This is a genomic window from Alteromonas sp. KUL106, assembly GCF_009811415.1.
Classification (GTDB): domain Bacteria; phylum Pseudomonadota; class Gammaproteobacteria; order Enterobacterales; family Alteromonadaceae; genus Alteromonas.
Map to the genome: position 1 here is coordinate 161,689 of NZ_BLIG01000025.1, position 15,846 is coordinate 177,534.

Annotated in this window: 9 protein-coding genes; 7 read left to right on the plus strand and 2 right to left on the minus strand. The window is 41.4% G+C overall.

Going from position 1 to position 15,846, the window contains the following annotated elements; genetic code table 11:
- Positions 1-157: 157 nt before the first annotated feature.
- The 3 genes from GVO63_RS09675 (at position 158) to GVO63_RS09685 (ending at position 5,122) form a co-directional block, all read left to right on the plus strand.
- On the plus strand, positions 158-1,960 hold the full coding sequence (locus GVO63_RS09675; protein ID WP_159579451.1) for a glycoside hydrolase 43 family protein: 1,803 nt from the start codon (positions 158-160) through the stop codon (positions 1,958-1,960).
- A gap of 188 nt (positions 1,961-2,148) precedes the next feature.
- Positions 2,149-4,182, plus strand: a complete 2,034-nt coding sequence (locus tag GVO63_RS09680) for a methyl-accepting chemotaxis protein (RefSeq protein ID WP_159579453.1) — start codon at positions 2,149-2,151, stop codon at positions 4,180-4,182.
- Between the two features lie 109 nt (positions 4,183-4,291).
- On the plus strand, positions 4,292-5,122 hold the full coding sequence (locus GVO63_RS09685) for a heparin lyase I family protein (protein ID WP_159579455.1): 831 nt from the start codon (positions 4,292-4,294) through the stop codon (positions 5,120-5,122).
- Between the two features lie 42 nt (positions 5,123-5,164).
- On the opposite strand, the gene GVO63_RS09690 is transcribed toward GVO63_RS09685, so the two are convergent.
- The gene (locus GVO63_RS09690; RefSeq protein WP_159579457.1) at positions 5,165-6,100 is read right to left on the minus strand and encodes a PD40 domain-containing protein; all 936 of its coding nucleotides are present in this window, start codon (positions 6,098-6,100) and stop codon (positions 5,165-5,167) included.
- A 430-nt stretch (positions 6,101-6,530) separates the two neighbouring features.
- Between GVO63_RS09690 and GVO63_RS09695 the strand changes: the two genes are divergently transcribed.
- Positions 6,531-7,028 (plus strand): hypothetical protein, encoded by a 498-nt coding sequence (locus GVO63_RS09695; protein WP_159579459.1) that lies wholly within the window; start codon positions 6,531-6,533, stop codon positions 7,026-7,028.
- Between the two features lie 168 nt (positions 7,029-7,196).
- Positions 7,197-7,580, plus strand: a complete 384-nt coding sequence (locus tag GVO63_RS09700; protein WP_159579461.1) for a RidA family protein — start codon at positions 7,197-7,199, stop codon at positions 7,578-7,580.
- A 316-nt stretch (positions 7,581-7,896) separates the two neighbouring features.
- Here the strand turns inward: GVO63_RS09700 and GVO63_RS09705 are convergent, their stop codons facing one another.
- Positions 7,897-10,494: a glycoside hydrolase family 3 C-terminal domain-containing protein gene (locus GVO63_RS09705; protein WP_159579507.1), complete on the minus strand. Its 2,598-nt coding sequence runs from the start codon at positions 10,492-10,494 to the stop codon at positions 7,897-7,899.
- 651 nt (positions 10,495-11,145) lie between these two features.
- Here GVO63_RS09705 and GVO63_RS09710 point away from each other — a divergent pair.
- Both GVO63_RS09710 and GVO63_RS09715 read left to right on the plus strand, forming a co-directional pair.
- Positions 11,146-14,157, plus strand: coding sequence for a TonB-dependent receptor (locus tag GVO63_RS09710; protein WP_159579463.1), 3,012 nt, complete (start codon positions 11,146-11,148; stop codon positions 14,155-14,157).
- A gap of 104 nt (positions 14,158-14,261) precedes the next feature.
- Positions 14,262-15,836 (plus strand): tryptophan halogenase family protein, encoded by a 1,575-nt coding sequence (locus GVO63_RS09715; RefSeq protein WP_201281897.1) that lies wholly within the window; start codon positions 14,262-14,264, stop codon positions 15,834-15,836.
- The last annotated feature ends 10 nt before the right edge of the window (positions 15,837-15,846 follow it).

Here is a 15,846-nt window from a genome sequence, read left to right on the forward strand (position 1 = left end):
TGTTGACAGTATTACTTACCACTAGTAGGAGGTAGTTTTAAAAACCTTATGATTGCTAATGATTGTTATTTGTCAATAGTAATCAAAATGTGTCATTATGTAAATATTGTTAACGGTCACGCTAATACAACTTATTAAAAAGAGCAGCAGAAATTTTATGGACACACTTAAGCAAACGAACTTTAAAAAATTAGGTATTTCATCCATTTTTCTTACGGTGCTTTTTGGCTGTCAGGTCGATGCTTCGAGCACGCTTTCTGTACAAGAAGATACCAATAAACAGGCGACTACAGGAAGCTTTGGTGATCAAGGCGACGGCACTTACATTAATCCCATTTTAAATGCCGACTACCCAGACTCAGATATCGAGCAAGTGGGTGATACCTATTACATGATTACGTCAAAACAACACATGTCCCCCGGTATGCCAATACTTAAATCAAAAGACATGGTGAATTGGGAAAACGTTGGCCATGCTTTTTCGAGTTTATCTTGGGCTCCCGAGTATAACTGGGATCGAATGAACGGCTATTCTTTTGGAGTATGGGCTGGTGACTTGGCGTATCACGAGGGTAAGTGGTACGTGTATCAAATTGATTATCAACACGGATTAATGGTTACAACAGCCGACAATATTGAAGGCCCGTGGAGCGAGCCAATCATAATGCTTCCCAAAGCTGATGTATTAGACGATCCCGCTGTATATTGGGATGAGGAAACACACGAAGCCTACATCATAGTTAACTCAGGCACTAAACAAAAAAGCGCAGATAACACCATCGAAGGTAATGAAAATCGAATTTACCGCATGAGCTGGGATGGCACTAAAATACTTGACGAGGGCAAACTGGTATATACCGGCATGGGTGCTGAAGCTGCCAAAATTTATAAAAAAGATGGGTATTGGTACATCTTTATGGCGCAGTGGACCATGGGAGATAAATCTACAAAGCCTGGCGTTAAAAACCCAAAGAATGATCGAAAGCAATTGGTTTTGCGGTCTAAAGAAAGTATCTATGGGCCCTATGAAGTTAAAACCGTATTGGAGAAAGGCTCGGAGTTTGGTGACCGTAGCGCAAGCCAAGGTGGTTTAATGCAAGCCCCTGACGGTAGCTGGTGGTATATGCATCAGCTTATTCAAAATGACGATATTCCTTTCCAAGGTCGTCCACAATGTCTAGAGCCTGTTACTTGGGTAAACGACTGGCCAATTATTGGTGTAGATGAGGACAATGATGGAATAGGTGAGCCTGTTAAACGATTTGAAAAACCGATAAAAGGTTACCCTATTGCGGCGCCGCGTTCAGATGACGATTTTTCTGCTGGCGATTTAGGCCCACAGTGGGAGTGGAATCATAACCCACGAAACAGTCACTGGTCGTTAACAGAGCGAGATGGCTGGTTGAGGCTTAAAGCGAGTAAAGTATTGCCGCAAGGCTCTGAATACGGGCCAAAGATTAACGAGTGGACTAATAATGACGGTTCTGACGGAGACTTCTGGCGTGCTAGTAACACTCTTAGCCAACGTATTATGGGCATCACAACGGGCACAGCTGTAGCGAAGTTCGATATCAGTGGTATTGCTCCAAACCAATTAGCTGGATTCGTTAGGTATGGTGGAACGTTTAACTTATTGGGCGTAGAAGGCCTAGAAGATGGTTCTACTCGTTTGTTCTACATGGACGGAATGAGTCAAAAAGAAATAGGCCCAATAATCGAAAGTGACACTCTATATGTCAGAACCTCCAATGCGAGAAACAAAGCAACGTACGAATACAGCTTAGATGGAAAAAGCTATCGGGCTTTCGGCCCAACTTTCACTATCAGCTTTGGTAAATGGACGGGTGACAGATTAGGCTTCTTTTCTTGGAATGAGAAAAAGGACGACGGTTACATCGACGTTGACTGGTTCAAATACGACTACGATGGCCCTAAGGGTAGGAATCAGATGTTGTTTTAATCTAGCCTGGATCGACGAATTGCTCGGGAGGCTCTATTACGTAATGGTCTTGCTTACTAAGTAAAAAGCTGTCTTGGCAATTTGTACAGAAAGTTAAATGAAAGCTGTAAAAGTAGTTGTCGAGTATGGCTACTCAATAGCAGTGTTCCCGAAAGGTTTGAAGTAACCAGTTGTAGGTGTTAGACGCTATGAAAATAATTAATCAAGTCGAGATTAGAACGAGAATCGTCATTTTGGTAGTTATTCCTTTGGTTGTTACTTTGGGCTTGGCAATTGAGCGTTATAAAAACGCCCAAGTCGTGCTAGATAACATTGAAAAGCTGGAACTCTTGCATAATTATATTCAGCATCTCTCGCCTCTCGTTAATAGTTTGCAAGTAGAATTTCTTAACAGTTACTTAAATTTGCATGCTGTTCAACATAATACTGAAATTCAAAATTCAGTAGAGCAAAAGCTGCAAGCGATTCGCACATCAGTTGACCAAGACTTGGAGGCCTACCTTGACTTCATTAGCAATACTGAGGAGTTGGAGCAATTTCCTAACTTAGTTGGTAGTTTTGATAATCTTCGTGCGTTGTTCAATAAATTGCCAGCAGTTAGATCCGGCGTCGATAAAGGCTTAGTGCAAGAAGGAAAGCTTTGGACAGGTGGTACGTTAAGAGTATTGATTTTAGACCTTATTAAAACCTCAAAGTCCGTGGTGATTTTATCCAGCACCAACTCGGAACTGTCGTTGTTGTCTAATGCGTATCAGAATCTAATTAGCGCTAAAAATACGTCCGTATTTCAAATCGGTAATATTTACGTAAATATTTACAAGCCTATGAACGCCAGCGATTTTGGAAAAATCGTAAAGTACCAAAATGAACTGGACGGATTACTCGATAACTTTAATTTCTTTGCTCCTGATGAGCTTGAAAACTTTTACTTTTTGCAACTTCAAGAGCAGGGTTTTTTTAAGGAGCTCTCGAAAAATCAAGAGTTTGTGAGGAAAAATTATCAAACAATTATTGGAGCTAAACTTGAGTTGAATGGTGAACAATGGCTTGCTACTGGCGACCACATGATTAGTAGCTTCAATCAAGTTGTTCAACGTACCCTCGATACGATCGCAGCAACCAAAGATCGCCTTTATAAAAATGCGAGTGGTGCGGTGCACAACACTCTTATCCTCATAGTTGGGTTGATAGTTGTATTAGCACTAGTATCGCTGAAAATCATTGCTAGCATTGATGTTCCCATTCGACAATTAATGCGAGATTTAACTCAGCTTGCCGAAACAAAAGATATGTCACTGCGCAACAAAATTGACGGTAAGAATGAATTAACCCAGGTCGGTAACGCATTTAACTGCTTAATAGAAGCATTTGAATCAACCTTATCTGAAGTGCGCAACAAGATTGTATCGATGAGTCAATCTAGTCACGAAGTTTCATCTGCTATGGAAGAGTCAATGAAGTTGATCGAAAATCAAAAGTCAGGAACGGATAGTATATCTATAGCTATTCACCAAATGACGGCCACGATTCATGACGTATCAAACATGTCTTCTTCCACCTCAGAAACGGTGCGAAGGGCTTATGATTTATCCGTTTCAAGTGAGAAAGATGCACAGCGTACTAAACAAAGAATGGATGCTCTTTTTAGTGAATTGGGTGAAACGGGTGAGTTAGTTTTAAACCTTAGCACTGAAGCGGAAAACATAAGTAATATTGTACAAGTGATTCAAGGTATTTCTGAGCAGACCAATCTATTGGCTTTAAACGCAGCGATTGAAGCTGCCCGTGCTGGCGAGGCCGGGCGTGGTTTTGCTGTGGTTGCCGATGAAGTTCGAGAGCTTTCGAAACGAACACAGGATTCCACCCAGCAAATCCAATCTCAAATTGAAGCGCTTATCGGTGGAGCGGCCTTGGCATCTAAAAAGATGCAAGATTTAAAAGAAAGCGGTTATGACACGGTTAAAACCGTGCAAGAAAGCACTGGGGCATTTTTGACTGTGAAACGAGAGCTTGATCAGATTACCGATATGGCTCACCAAATAGCCGTTGCTGCCGAGGAGCAAACCAATGTCGCGGATGAAATTAATAACCGTATTCATGTAGTTAAACAAGATGCTAACAACATGCAGCTGCAAGGTCAGAAGACGCTTACTTCCATAACTAACTTACTTACAACTGGCGCAGAGCTAAAACAGAATATTGAAGTGTTTTCATTTAAATGAATCAATATGGATATCAAAAATTCTAGGCTTAGGTCTTTAGCACAAGCAATTGACCGCTTTTATAGTTAACTGATTTAATAGGTGTTTAATCAATAAACTGATAAGAATAATGGCTGCTCTGACTATTTTTGGGGGAAGCTTCCATGGCTTGTCTTTATCAGCTGAGGAACTATGGTCGGCTGATCCCGCGGTCAGTAGCAATGTGACCAACTTTTTCAAACGGCTCGATCCAGGCAACTATCCGCAAGACTTCTGTTACGAACGCGGTGACCAAGAGGGAAAGCCTGTTTCTACAGTAACCTCCGTTGAAGATCCTGAGCATGGTTTAGTATGGAAAGTGAATAAACCAAAAATGCGAAAGCGATCTGAATTCGCGCGTGCAGAAGGGCAAAAACGCTACTACTCAGCTAAGGACGGCGACGATATTTACATTGGCTGGCGCTGGAAAATTAGTACAGAGGACGGTCAAAAAATCGATAAAGAAGTGACGGTTTGGCAGTGGAAATCGGGTGGTAAGCACGATCAAAATTATCCATTAAATATGGAGTATGACGGCACTCTTACACTAAATGCTTTTGGCCCCTCTTACGATGATAAATACTGGCCTAGTCAGATGCGGTCAGTGCTATGGCGCAAAGCTGTTCCGCAAGACACTTGGGTGAGCCTTGTAGTGAGAATAAAAATTGATCGCGGTGATTTTGCCGGTGTTACTCAGTTTTGGTTTAATGGCGAGCAACAGGAGTTGGCTAATCTAAAGACGAAGTTCTATGAGGCAAAAATTGCTGAAGACAAGAAAACCGTCTATCACCGCACAGGCGATGGTGCCTTTGTGTATCCTAAGTGGGGCATTTATAACAAAAAATCTTGCTCATACGACGCCAGTGCTTATTTCGACGACATGAAAATTGGCACAACACTAGAGTCGGTTATGCCGGAATAAAATTTTATGTATATGGTTCAAAAAACTTTACTTGTCTGATAATTATTTTAATTGCTCAAAGCTGTTTGTGCTTACCCACATTATTGTTCCATTACGACTGAAAAAAAAGTATTTACCATCAGGGGTTACCATTGGGCAGTAGTCAGTATCTGGAGAATTAAAAGCTTTTCCCATGTTTACACTTTTTCTCCAAGAACCATCCTCTTGTTTGAAACTTATATAAAGATCGCTTTTACCAAAACCATCGGTGCGACCTGAAGAAACGTGAATAAGGTAACTCTCATCGGGACTTACGTAAATATCCCCTTCATAATTTTCGCTATTGATAGCGCTGCCCAAGTTTAAAGGTGTATCGAACTCTCCATTTCTGTATTGAGAGCGATAAATATCACCTTTACCAAAGTTCTTTTCTTGAGAGCTTGAGAAATATAGACTTCCATCACCTACTATATGCGGGTAAAGGTCGTTGTGCTCCGTGTTTATATTTTCTCCTAGGGGCTCTGGCGGGCCAAAAATGTACCCTTTCTTATTTTTTTCTATGGAACTTCGCCATATTTCATACTGACCTTTGGGATAGCCGTATAATGGTCTATCAGAGATGAAATACAACCAGCGCTCATCATGTGAGAATACCATGTCAGCTTCCGCATAACTTTCATTGGCTTCAGATACGTTAGTCATTTGCGGAGACGTCCAATATCCATTTTCATCTACATAGCTTAGAAACATTTTGTAGTTCCCATTTATAGTCCGACTAAACATAAATGCTTTCTGGTCACTAGAAAAAACGGAATTCAATTCGAAATAGTTATCGGTAGATATTAAACCAGGCGCAAACACTTGCGGTGTATTGCCTGGAGTTTGTTGACCTAAATACAGTCCTGTTAGTCTAGGCCAGTTTTCTTCTTTCGTTTTAGAAACTACTGTTGATACATGAGATAGAGCTATAAAAAGACAAAGTGTCGTGATTTTCTTCACATTAGTACCCTTTGGTTTAATTTGATTTTAAAGACTATAAAGTGACTGAAGTTCTTCATCCACGTCGCCCGCCTCATATATACGTTTGTTTAACCTTCTAGCTTGTAAACCAGTAAAATCAAGGAAGACACAAGTTTATGAGGTGTCTGAAATTTGATTTATTTTGAGAGGAAGTAAACACTAACAACCCCTCAAAACAAAATGACCAGCATTGATTCTAATGATTAAGTTAGCCAAATAGTTAGTTAAAGCTCCGACTAGTACATACACCTTCTTGTTTACATGTATTGATAGGCTATCTGGTTATAAGCAACTACTGACCGTGATTATCAATAAGATGAATAGTCGTATTTTTGGGTTGCTCATGCGTCACAGGCTTTCAAAACCCTGTAGCCTGAATTCTGGTTTCTTCAAGTAGAAAGGTATATCTATGAGGATAGCACGTCCTTTTACACTGTTTATTTCATTCTTTATTGGGATGACCAGTTTATACAGCCATATTGCCCTTGCTCAAACAGCAGAAGCGGAAGCCCTATCAAAGCTCTCTTTTATTGTTGGTGACTGGCTCGGTGTTTCAAGTAGCTACGAAAATGGTGAGAAAATTAAAAGCATACCAGTGAGGGAAAAAGTAACATACCAATTAGAGGGCAATCTCATCAACCTCGTGGTTAGCTCACCAGCGTTAAAACTGCAAACAATTGTTCGCTACAGTGTTGAAGATGAAAAGTACTACTACCATCCCTTTACTAAAAATAGTACAGGTGAATATGAAGGGTATTTGGAAGGAGAAAAGTTTATCGTGAAAATTAGTGAAACGTATCGCCTAACATTCGAAAAAACCGATACTGGATTTAGAGAGTTTGGCACAAAGTTAGTGAAAGGAGAGTGGGTGAAAAATTTCCAAGACGACCTTTACAATATCAAATAACCAAAATGGATAGTTCAAACTAACTATGTTTCTAAATTTCATTTTATGGGCTTGTTCAGATTTCTGAGCGATGACTGATTAAGTTCGTTGGAACCATCAACGAGTAAAGCCAAGTCAGTGTTAACTTCACGATGGAATATTGTACCTTTTTTATTGGAGATTTAAGTTTTGAAACTAACAAAAATCAATTCTGATAGGGCACCAAAAGCTTTGGGAGAATATAGTCAGGCTCTTTTAGTCGAAGGGTTTGATAGCCTCCTTTTTATTAGTGGGCAAATTCCATCAGAAAAAAGTGGACATGTACCAAGTGACTTCGAATCACAATGTCGATTGGCATGGTGCAACATTTTAGACCAACTTAAAGCTGCAGATATGGAAGTAACGAGTCTCGTAAAAATTACAACATATCTTTCTTCTAGAGAATTTGCGGAAATAAATGGATCTGTCAGAAGGGAGGTTTTGGGAAGTCATCACCCAGCACTTACAGTGATAATAGCGGGCATTTTTGACGAGAATTGGTTGTTAGAAATAGAAGCATATGCTGTTAAGTAACTTGGCCTCCGGCTGGTCCTAGTATCACTTTAGTAATTTTATGAAAGTCATAACTGACAGAATATGTTACGTGTTCATGCGGGCGTATTTCACGCGGTGACTAGATTGACGACATAACGACCAACTACCTGACCATTGAGGAATCTATCTAGGTACTCTGGCGAGTCATTTAATGATATTTCTTGATAGTACTTGTCTAAGCTATACAGTTTTATGTGGGTTGCACTTTGCTTGTGTATGGCACATACGTATTACACGAGTGTGAAAGATGCTTAGCAAAATATGCTAAGCATCTTCTGCTTTAAAGGCCTTTTAATTATCTAAGTACTATATTGCCTTGCAATACATTGTCCCTCCGTTTCAGTCCTTGTCCGCCACCTACAAGAACTTGTAATTTACCTGAATAGGGTTGTCGGATGCCGCTCTGATCGACATAGGTAAGTTGGTCGCTTTTTAGAGTGAACTGAACTTTTTCTTGTTGGCCGCTTTTAATGGTCACGCGTTTAAAGGCAACCAATTCGCGTTGCGGCACCTCGGTCGGTGCATCAGGCATTGATAAATAGACCTGAACCACTTCATCTGCTGTTATTTCGCCGCGATTTTCTATCTTTGCACTAATCGCTAGTCCGTATTCATTTCGAGATAGTGATAATGAATCGTAGCGAAAGTCGGTATAGCTCAAACCATAACCAAACGGATATAATGGTGTACCTGCGTAGTATTTATAGGTTCGATTTTTCATACTGTAATCGTTGAAGTCGGGTAAATCGTCTACTGACGAATAAAACGTTACAGGTAACCGACCTGAGGGGCTTGTTTTCCCATACAAAATATTTACCAAAGCCGGCCCAGTTTGTTCACCTGGATAAAAACCTTGAATAATGGCGTTAAGGTTTTTGTCGTGCCAATTTAAGGCCATAGCGCTGCCACTCATATTGACCAATACTATTGGCTTCCCTAATTTATGTAGTTCTTTTAGAAGATTTGTTTGGCTTTTTGGGAGAGAAAGATGGGTTCTGTCGCCATGTGAAAAACCATCTATCTCGAGCGCCATTTCCTCACCTTCCAATTGCGCACTAATTCCACCAATAAAAACAATAACATCCGATTCCATTGCTATTTGTATTGCCTCGGCAGCTAAATCGACGTCTGTATTTACCCACTCAAAGCGAATGTCAGGATCTATAACATTACTGTGCCAATACTGTTGAATTATTGACTCAGCGCGAAATGAATACGTCTTTCCCGCTTCCAAATACACGCTGTCAGCGACAGAGATGCCGTCTATGTAAACATCGACGTTACTCAGATTGAATGCATAGTTACCCGTTTTTTGAGGTTCGAACAAACCGTGCCATCGTATTGCGAATTCTTGATTAGGTTGACGATGCATAGGAATTCCTGTTTCAGAAAAATCTATCTTTGACTCTATTTGCCTAAAGGAGGGTTGTAAGTTGAAGTGGCTTGCTGGGTAATATTCTGCAATTAAGCCAGGAAGCCTCTGACCATGAGCATTGGTATGACTAAATACCGCAGCAGGAACGGCGCTGAAATGGGCGTAGATATTCTCTGTTAAGCTACTGCCTGGAGCATATCGAAATTTGCTCTGCGGCAAAAACGTACTCAGGGCTTGTTTTGGCGTTGACGGTGCGATAGGCGTACCGTGATAATTTCCTAAAAGAATAGATTTATTGTCTGCATTAGGGCCGATAAGCGCAATCTTGCTTGAAGGGTCTAAGGGCAATATTCCGTCGTTTTTGAGAAGTACTATCGATGACTCTGCTGCGCGACGGGCAAGGTCAATGTGTTTATCTGAACCAATCGCTGATTCTGACAGTTTGGTGTATGGATGTGAACTGTCCTCATCAAACATTCCCAGCTTCATCCGTGCTTTAAAAAGACGAGTAAGGGCACGATCAATGTCATGTTCTTCTACTAAACCCCTCGCTAGTGCTTCTTTCAAGTAACTAAATGTATTGCCGTGATGATCGCCACAATTAAGATCGGTACCCGCTTTTAATGCGTTTGCTGCAGCTTCTTCTGGGCTTGTTACTACATGATGGGAATTTTTATCGTAAAAGTCAGCTATTGCACCACAATCAGATACTACATACCCGGAAAAGCCAAAGCTATTTCGCAAAAGGTCTTTTAGCAGGGGGTCACTGCCGCATGCAGGTAACCCGTTTACCCTATTATAGGCACACATAACAGATGAAACGTCAGTAGCTGCAATAGTATCTTTGAAAGCACGGAGATAAGTCTCGGTTAGATCTTTTTCAGACACTGTGTAGTCATCGCTATGTCTAGACACCTCAGGACCACTATGCACTGCATAGTGCTTTATGGTTGCAACAGATTTGAGGTAAGAAGGATCATCTCCTTCTAGTCCTTTTACAAAGCTAGTCGCCATGGTAGCGGTTAGGAATGGGTCTTCGCCATAGGTTTCTTGACCACGCCCCCATCTTGGGTCGCGAAAAATATTTATGTTCGGTGACCAGTAGGTGAGTCCTCCGTACATAGCAATAGTATTGTTGCGAAGAAAAGCATGATGCTTCGCACGTCCTTCATCGGAAATAGCTGTGGCAACTTCTAACATTAATGTTTGGTCAAATGTCGATGCTAGCCCAATTGCCTGAGGGAACACAGTGGCTTTACCTGCTCTCGCGACTCCGTGAAGGGCTTCATTCCACCAATAATACTCAGGAATAGATAATCGGGGTATAGGTGCTGATTTATCAAATAGCTGACTGATCTTTTCCTCTACAGTTAATCGGTTTATCAAATCGTTTACCCGCGCTTCGATGGGCAGTTCTGTATCCCTAAATGGCATTGTATTAGCTAAAGTTACAGGTGTAAGCACTATGCAAGCTGAAAACAGGCAACCTACGTGCAATCTATTTAGTACATTTTTCATTGTATTCACATGAGCTCTTTTCGTTGGAACTCACACACTAAGATAAGGCAGTTAGAAAATCGTCAATACGCGTGTAGACGTAGAAATTTGAACGTTCAAAATGTTTCCATTTTTACCTTTCCTAAATGTCGAATTTAGAAAAAGCGAAGTGCATGTTCACTAACATCACCTGTATCGGACATTCTCAGAAAGCATAGGGGGTTCATCAGCTTTAAATGCAAATTAAATGTAATAAATATGTTTATTTAAAGTTCTATAAACTGTCAAATGGGTTCAACTTTATGAATGTTAAAAAGTTGAACGATTTTTTAAATTGTTACTATTCAATATGATATGGGAGTATTTCGCGTTTTTTGTAAAATTTTCGTTCAAATGTGCACTTAACTATCTTATTGGTCGATGTGTTTTTCATATGTTGATAATTTGTAAGTGTAAGGGCGGTGAGCTGTTTGCTTGTATACGTGGTCATGGAAGAAAGAACGGTGGCGCACAAAACACGGGCAACCACACACTAAGGGGAAGCCTAGCATCAAGCTTTTGCTAATTAACAGCGCAGAAAAATTTCAACACATTCGGTATGTAAGAACCGAGTTTAAATGTTGGAAGATGCTCAAGTGGGCCAATTCAACACATAAAAACAAGAGATTTTGTATGACAACTGAAAAGCACATAGCACTAAAACACAAAAAGCGATTCAGATATTCTTTGCTCGCATCTGCTGTATTAGGTCTAGTAGTCGGTAAAGTGTATGCACAGGAAGCTGAGGCGGATAGTGAAGACGAAGCGATAGAAGTTATTGACGTTCGCGGGACGAGAGCTGATCTATTCAACGCTCAAAACATTAAGCGTTTCAGTGAAACTGTTGTGGATGCACTTGATGCTTCTGATATCGGTGGGTTTCCAGATCGTTCAGTACTTGAAGCAATTTCTCGTTTACCTGGCATAACCATGGGGCGTTTTGCCGCACCCAACGACCCTGATCACTTCGGAACAGAAGGTAGCGGAGTAGCCATTCGTGGTTTAACACACGTTCGAAGTGAATTTAATGGTCGTGATAGCTTTACAGCAGACTCAGGTCGTGGGCTGAGCTTTCAAGATGTGCCGCCCGAGCTTATGGGGTCAGTTCAAGTATTTAAAAATAGCACTGCCGACATGATTGAAGGTGGTATTGCAGGTACGGTGAACTTGATCACAAGAAAGCCGTTTGATACCGACGATCAAATGTTTGCTTTTTCTGCAGACGTTACTTACGCAGATTTTATCGAAGAGACCACACCGACGTTTTCAGCGCTTTACAGTAACGTATTTGAAAACGACAGCGGTAAGTGGGGCTTACTTCTTAACGCATCTCATTCCGAACTCAAAGCGCAGTCTGACGGTGCGATGGTAGGACAGTACTGGCCACAGGCTGACAACGACAACCTAATCCCTGAGGGCGCCAGACTTACACGTAAAAAAGACGACCGAACTCGTCAAGGCTTTGCAGCAGTTGTCCAATGGCAAAATCCAGACCGTACTATCCTCGCTACGGGGGAATATATTCGTAGTGACTCCCAATTGGCGTGGACTGAAAATGCGGTAGAAATGGATGATACTGATGCTCAAGATGGCTTGATTCCGATTGATGGTACTCAGTTTGAATTTGATTCAAACGGCTATTTTGAGCAAGGTATTATGACATCAAACGAAGGTTGGCGCGGTAACGAAGGTGAGCGTACGCCGGGCGGTATTTTTGGTATGAACCACGTGCTTCAATCTCGCTTTCGCGATAATGAATCAACGGTAGAAGATTTGAGTTTCAACGTAAAATACACACCCAATGACTCGTGGGCCTTTAACTTTGATGTTCAATACGTAGAAGGGACGAACGACGTCATTGACTTCACGATAATGGGTGCGACCGATGCAGTGATAGGTTTAGATGTTTCGGGGACGGGCAAGCCCTCCATTGACTTCTATGCGCCTACATATAACGGTCAAGCTGACTTCGATAGAAACAACAACCACTTTACTGATCCGAGTCGCTCATTCTTTCGAAGTGCGATGGACCACATTTCGGCTAATGAAGGTGAAGAAGTTGCAACGCGCTTTGATACAAAATATACCTTTGATGACGGTGCATTGACATCTGTGCAGTTCGGGGTTCGTTATGCTAAACGCGAGCAGACTACTCGGCAGTCAACTTACAATTGGGGTGTACTGTCTGAAGCATGGACAGGGGATGTAGCTTGGTATGACTCCGCCGCAGGATTGCAAGTTCCCCATGAAGAAGTTAGCTTTGATAACTTTGCGCGCGGTGGCGTTCTTAACGTAGACGGCGGCAACGCCTTTCTATTCCCAGCAATGTCATTAGCGGAAAACTACAGAAGTGCAGGTTCTGCCTTGGCGCCTGTCTCTAGCGGTTGGACGCCACTTTCAGCGCGAAATGCAGATGGTTCTGACTTTATCGATAATGAAGTAAATCAAACCGATGAAGTAAATACTGCTGTCTATATCAAAGCAAACTTCGAAGGTATGTGGGGGGATATGGACTACTCGGGTAACTTTGGCGTGCGCTATGTTAACATCGAAAACGACACTGCTGGCTTTATCGTATTCCCTGACAACGTGCCAGATGATCCAAACGACCCTAATGAACAAGAAAACTACTTACCAGATGATCAAAAAGCATTTGGTAACGCTGCTTCAACATCATTAGTATCGTCGAGCGATTACAATAAGATGCTTCCTAGTTTTAACTTCAAACTTAATATTACGGATGAAGTACTAATGAGAGTCGGTATTGCAGAAACTATTGCGTTGCCTCAACTCGGTCTATTGAGAAACTATGTCGCAATACAAGAACAAGACCGCATTAATGTGGTCGGTGATGATAACAATGGTGATGGTCAGCCTGATTTGGTCTCGTCTACCATAGGTCGTTATACCGCTAATTCGGGCAACCCTTTCTTAAAGCCAATGGAAGCGGTTAACTATGATCTAACATTGGAGTGGTATTTCGCACCTGTTGGCTCTCTAACCTTTTCCTATTTTTATAAAGATTTAGAAAATTACTTTATTAGCGGTACACGAACGGAATCGTATACGAATAACGGAGCAACCCAAGAAGTTGAAGTTGCGTCGGCACTCAACGGCGAAGAAGGCTCAGTTCAAGGCTTCGAAATTGCCTATCAGCAGTTTTTTGATATGTTGCCAGCGCCTTTTGATGGTATCGGCGTGCAAGCTAACTACACATTTGTTGATGAAGAAGGCTCACCAAATGCCGGCTTGGCACCTGACAACCCCGATACCACAGCTAACGCAAACTTTGCCTTTGAAGGACTCCCACTAGAAGGCTTGTCGGAAGACAACTATAACTTGGTGGTTATGTATGAGAAATACGGTTGGAATGCACGTATGGCATACAATTGGCGTTCGGCTTATCTTTTGACGACGCAAGACGTCATTACACAGTTACCTATCTTTAACGAGGCTATTGGATTTTTGGATGCCTCGGTGTTTTATGATGTCACTGAGAATATCAAGGTAGGTATTCAGGGCACCAACCTGACTGATGAAGTCACTCGCACGTCAATGCAAATAGATCAGGAAGGAAACCGAAGATTACGTGGTGCGTTTGTTAATGATAGACGCTTCAGTTTGGTAGTGCGCGGTGTGTTCTGATTTTAAATATTACTCAACGTAGCGAAGCCTACTTTTGATAGGCATCGCTACCATGATTGTGTGTTTGTCCTATGAAATTCTTGATAAGAAAAAAGAGATAATGTGTGTTTAAAGCGCCTGAACATCAATTAAAAAATATTGTTATTTTAGGCGGCGGCACCGCCGGTTGGATGACGGCAGCTGCCTTGTCTAAATTGCTTAGTCCCGAATTCTTTTCAATTACTCTCGTAGAGTCAGACGCCATTGGTACAGTGGGAGTTGGTGAGGCAACTTTACCTCACTTACGTTTTTTTAATCAGCGATTAGGCATTGATGAGAGCGAGTTTATAAAGGCAACCAATGCCACCATAAAAGCTGGGATTGAGTTTTCAAATTGGGGTAATATTGGCGATACTTACATTCACCCTTTTGGTGATTACGGTAAACCAATAAAAAATGTTGCGTTTCACCATTATTTCTTTGCACGTAAAAAGTACAATAATCAGCTGAAACTCGATGATTACTCTTTGCCTGTTGTGGCATGCAAAAACAGCAAATTTAATTTTCCGACTTCCGATCCTGGTTTACTCACATCAAGCTACTCTTATGCTTACCACATTGATGCAGGTTTATACGCGCAATACTTAAGGACTTTCTCTGAGCAAAAAGGCACCACGCGTATTGAGGGTAAGGTAAATAGTGTATCGCTTCGAAAAAGTGATGGCTCTATTTCCGGCCTAAAACTGGATGATGGCACAATTGTAAACGGCGATTTTTTTGTCGATTGCTCTGGTTTCAAAGGACGTTTGATAGAGCAGAGTTTAAAGGCGGGCTATGAAGACTGGTCTCATTGGTTACCTTGTGATCGAGCCATAGCTGTACAAAGTGAACATAATGGAAGACCCCTACCTTATACCAAAGCGATTGCTCGAGATGCCGGTTGGCAATGGCAAATACCATTAAAGCATAGAATGGGAAATGGATATGTTTACGCTAGCCAGTACATAAATGAAGAAAATGCACTGAAAACGCTTTTGGCGAACCTGCCCGGCAACCAAACATCAGAACCTAATTATTTGAAATTTGTCACAGGAAAGAGAAAATCAAGTTGGCTTAAAAATTGTGTTGCAATTGGGCTTTCAAGTGGCTTTTTAGAACCGTTGGAATCAACAAGCATTTACCTTATTCAAGCTGCTATCATGAAGTTGGTAGAGCTACTACCGCAACGAGAAAACATGGCTGTTAAAAGTACCGAATACAATCGATACTTTAGTAATGAAATGGATAAAATTCGTGACTTTCTGATTCTGCATTACCACGCGACATCTCGCGAAGACACGCCATTTTGGACTTTGTGCAAACACTTGAAAATACCGCCAAGCCTTGAAGAAAAAATGGAATTGTACAAAGAGATAGGCGTAATTGAAGATTATCAATACGGATTATTTTTAACGCCATCTTGGTTAGCGGTGTACAACGGCCAAGGTGTTATTCCGTCTTACAGTGATATACGTGTAAACGAAACCACATTAGCTCATGCAGACACATATATGTTGACGCTTTTCACTGATATCCAACAGGCGGTAGCAAGAATGCCAACAAATGAGCAAATCGTGTCACGGTTACACGACAATATTACTTGTAATGTTAAGTTACAACTCAATCAAGCAGCCCAATTTAGCCTGTATGGTCGAAAGTAATATAGGCAAA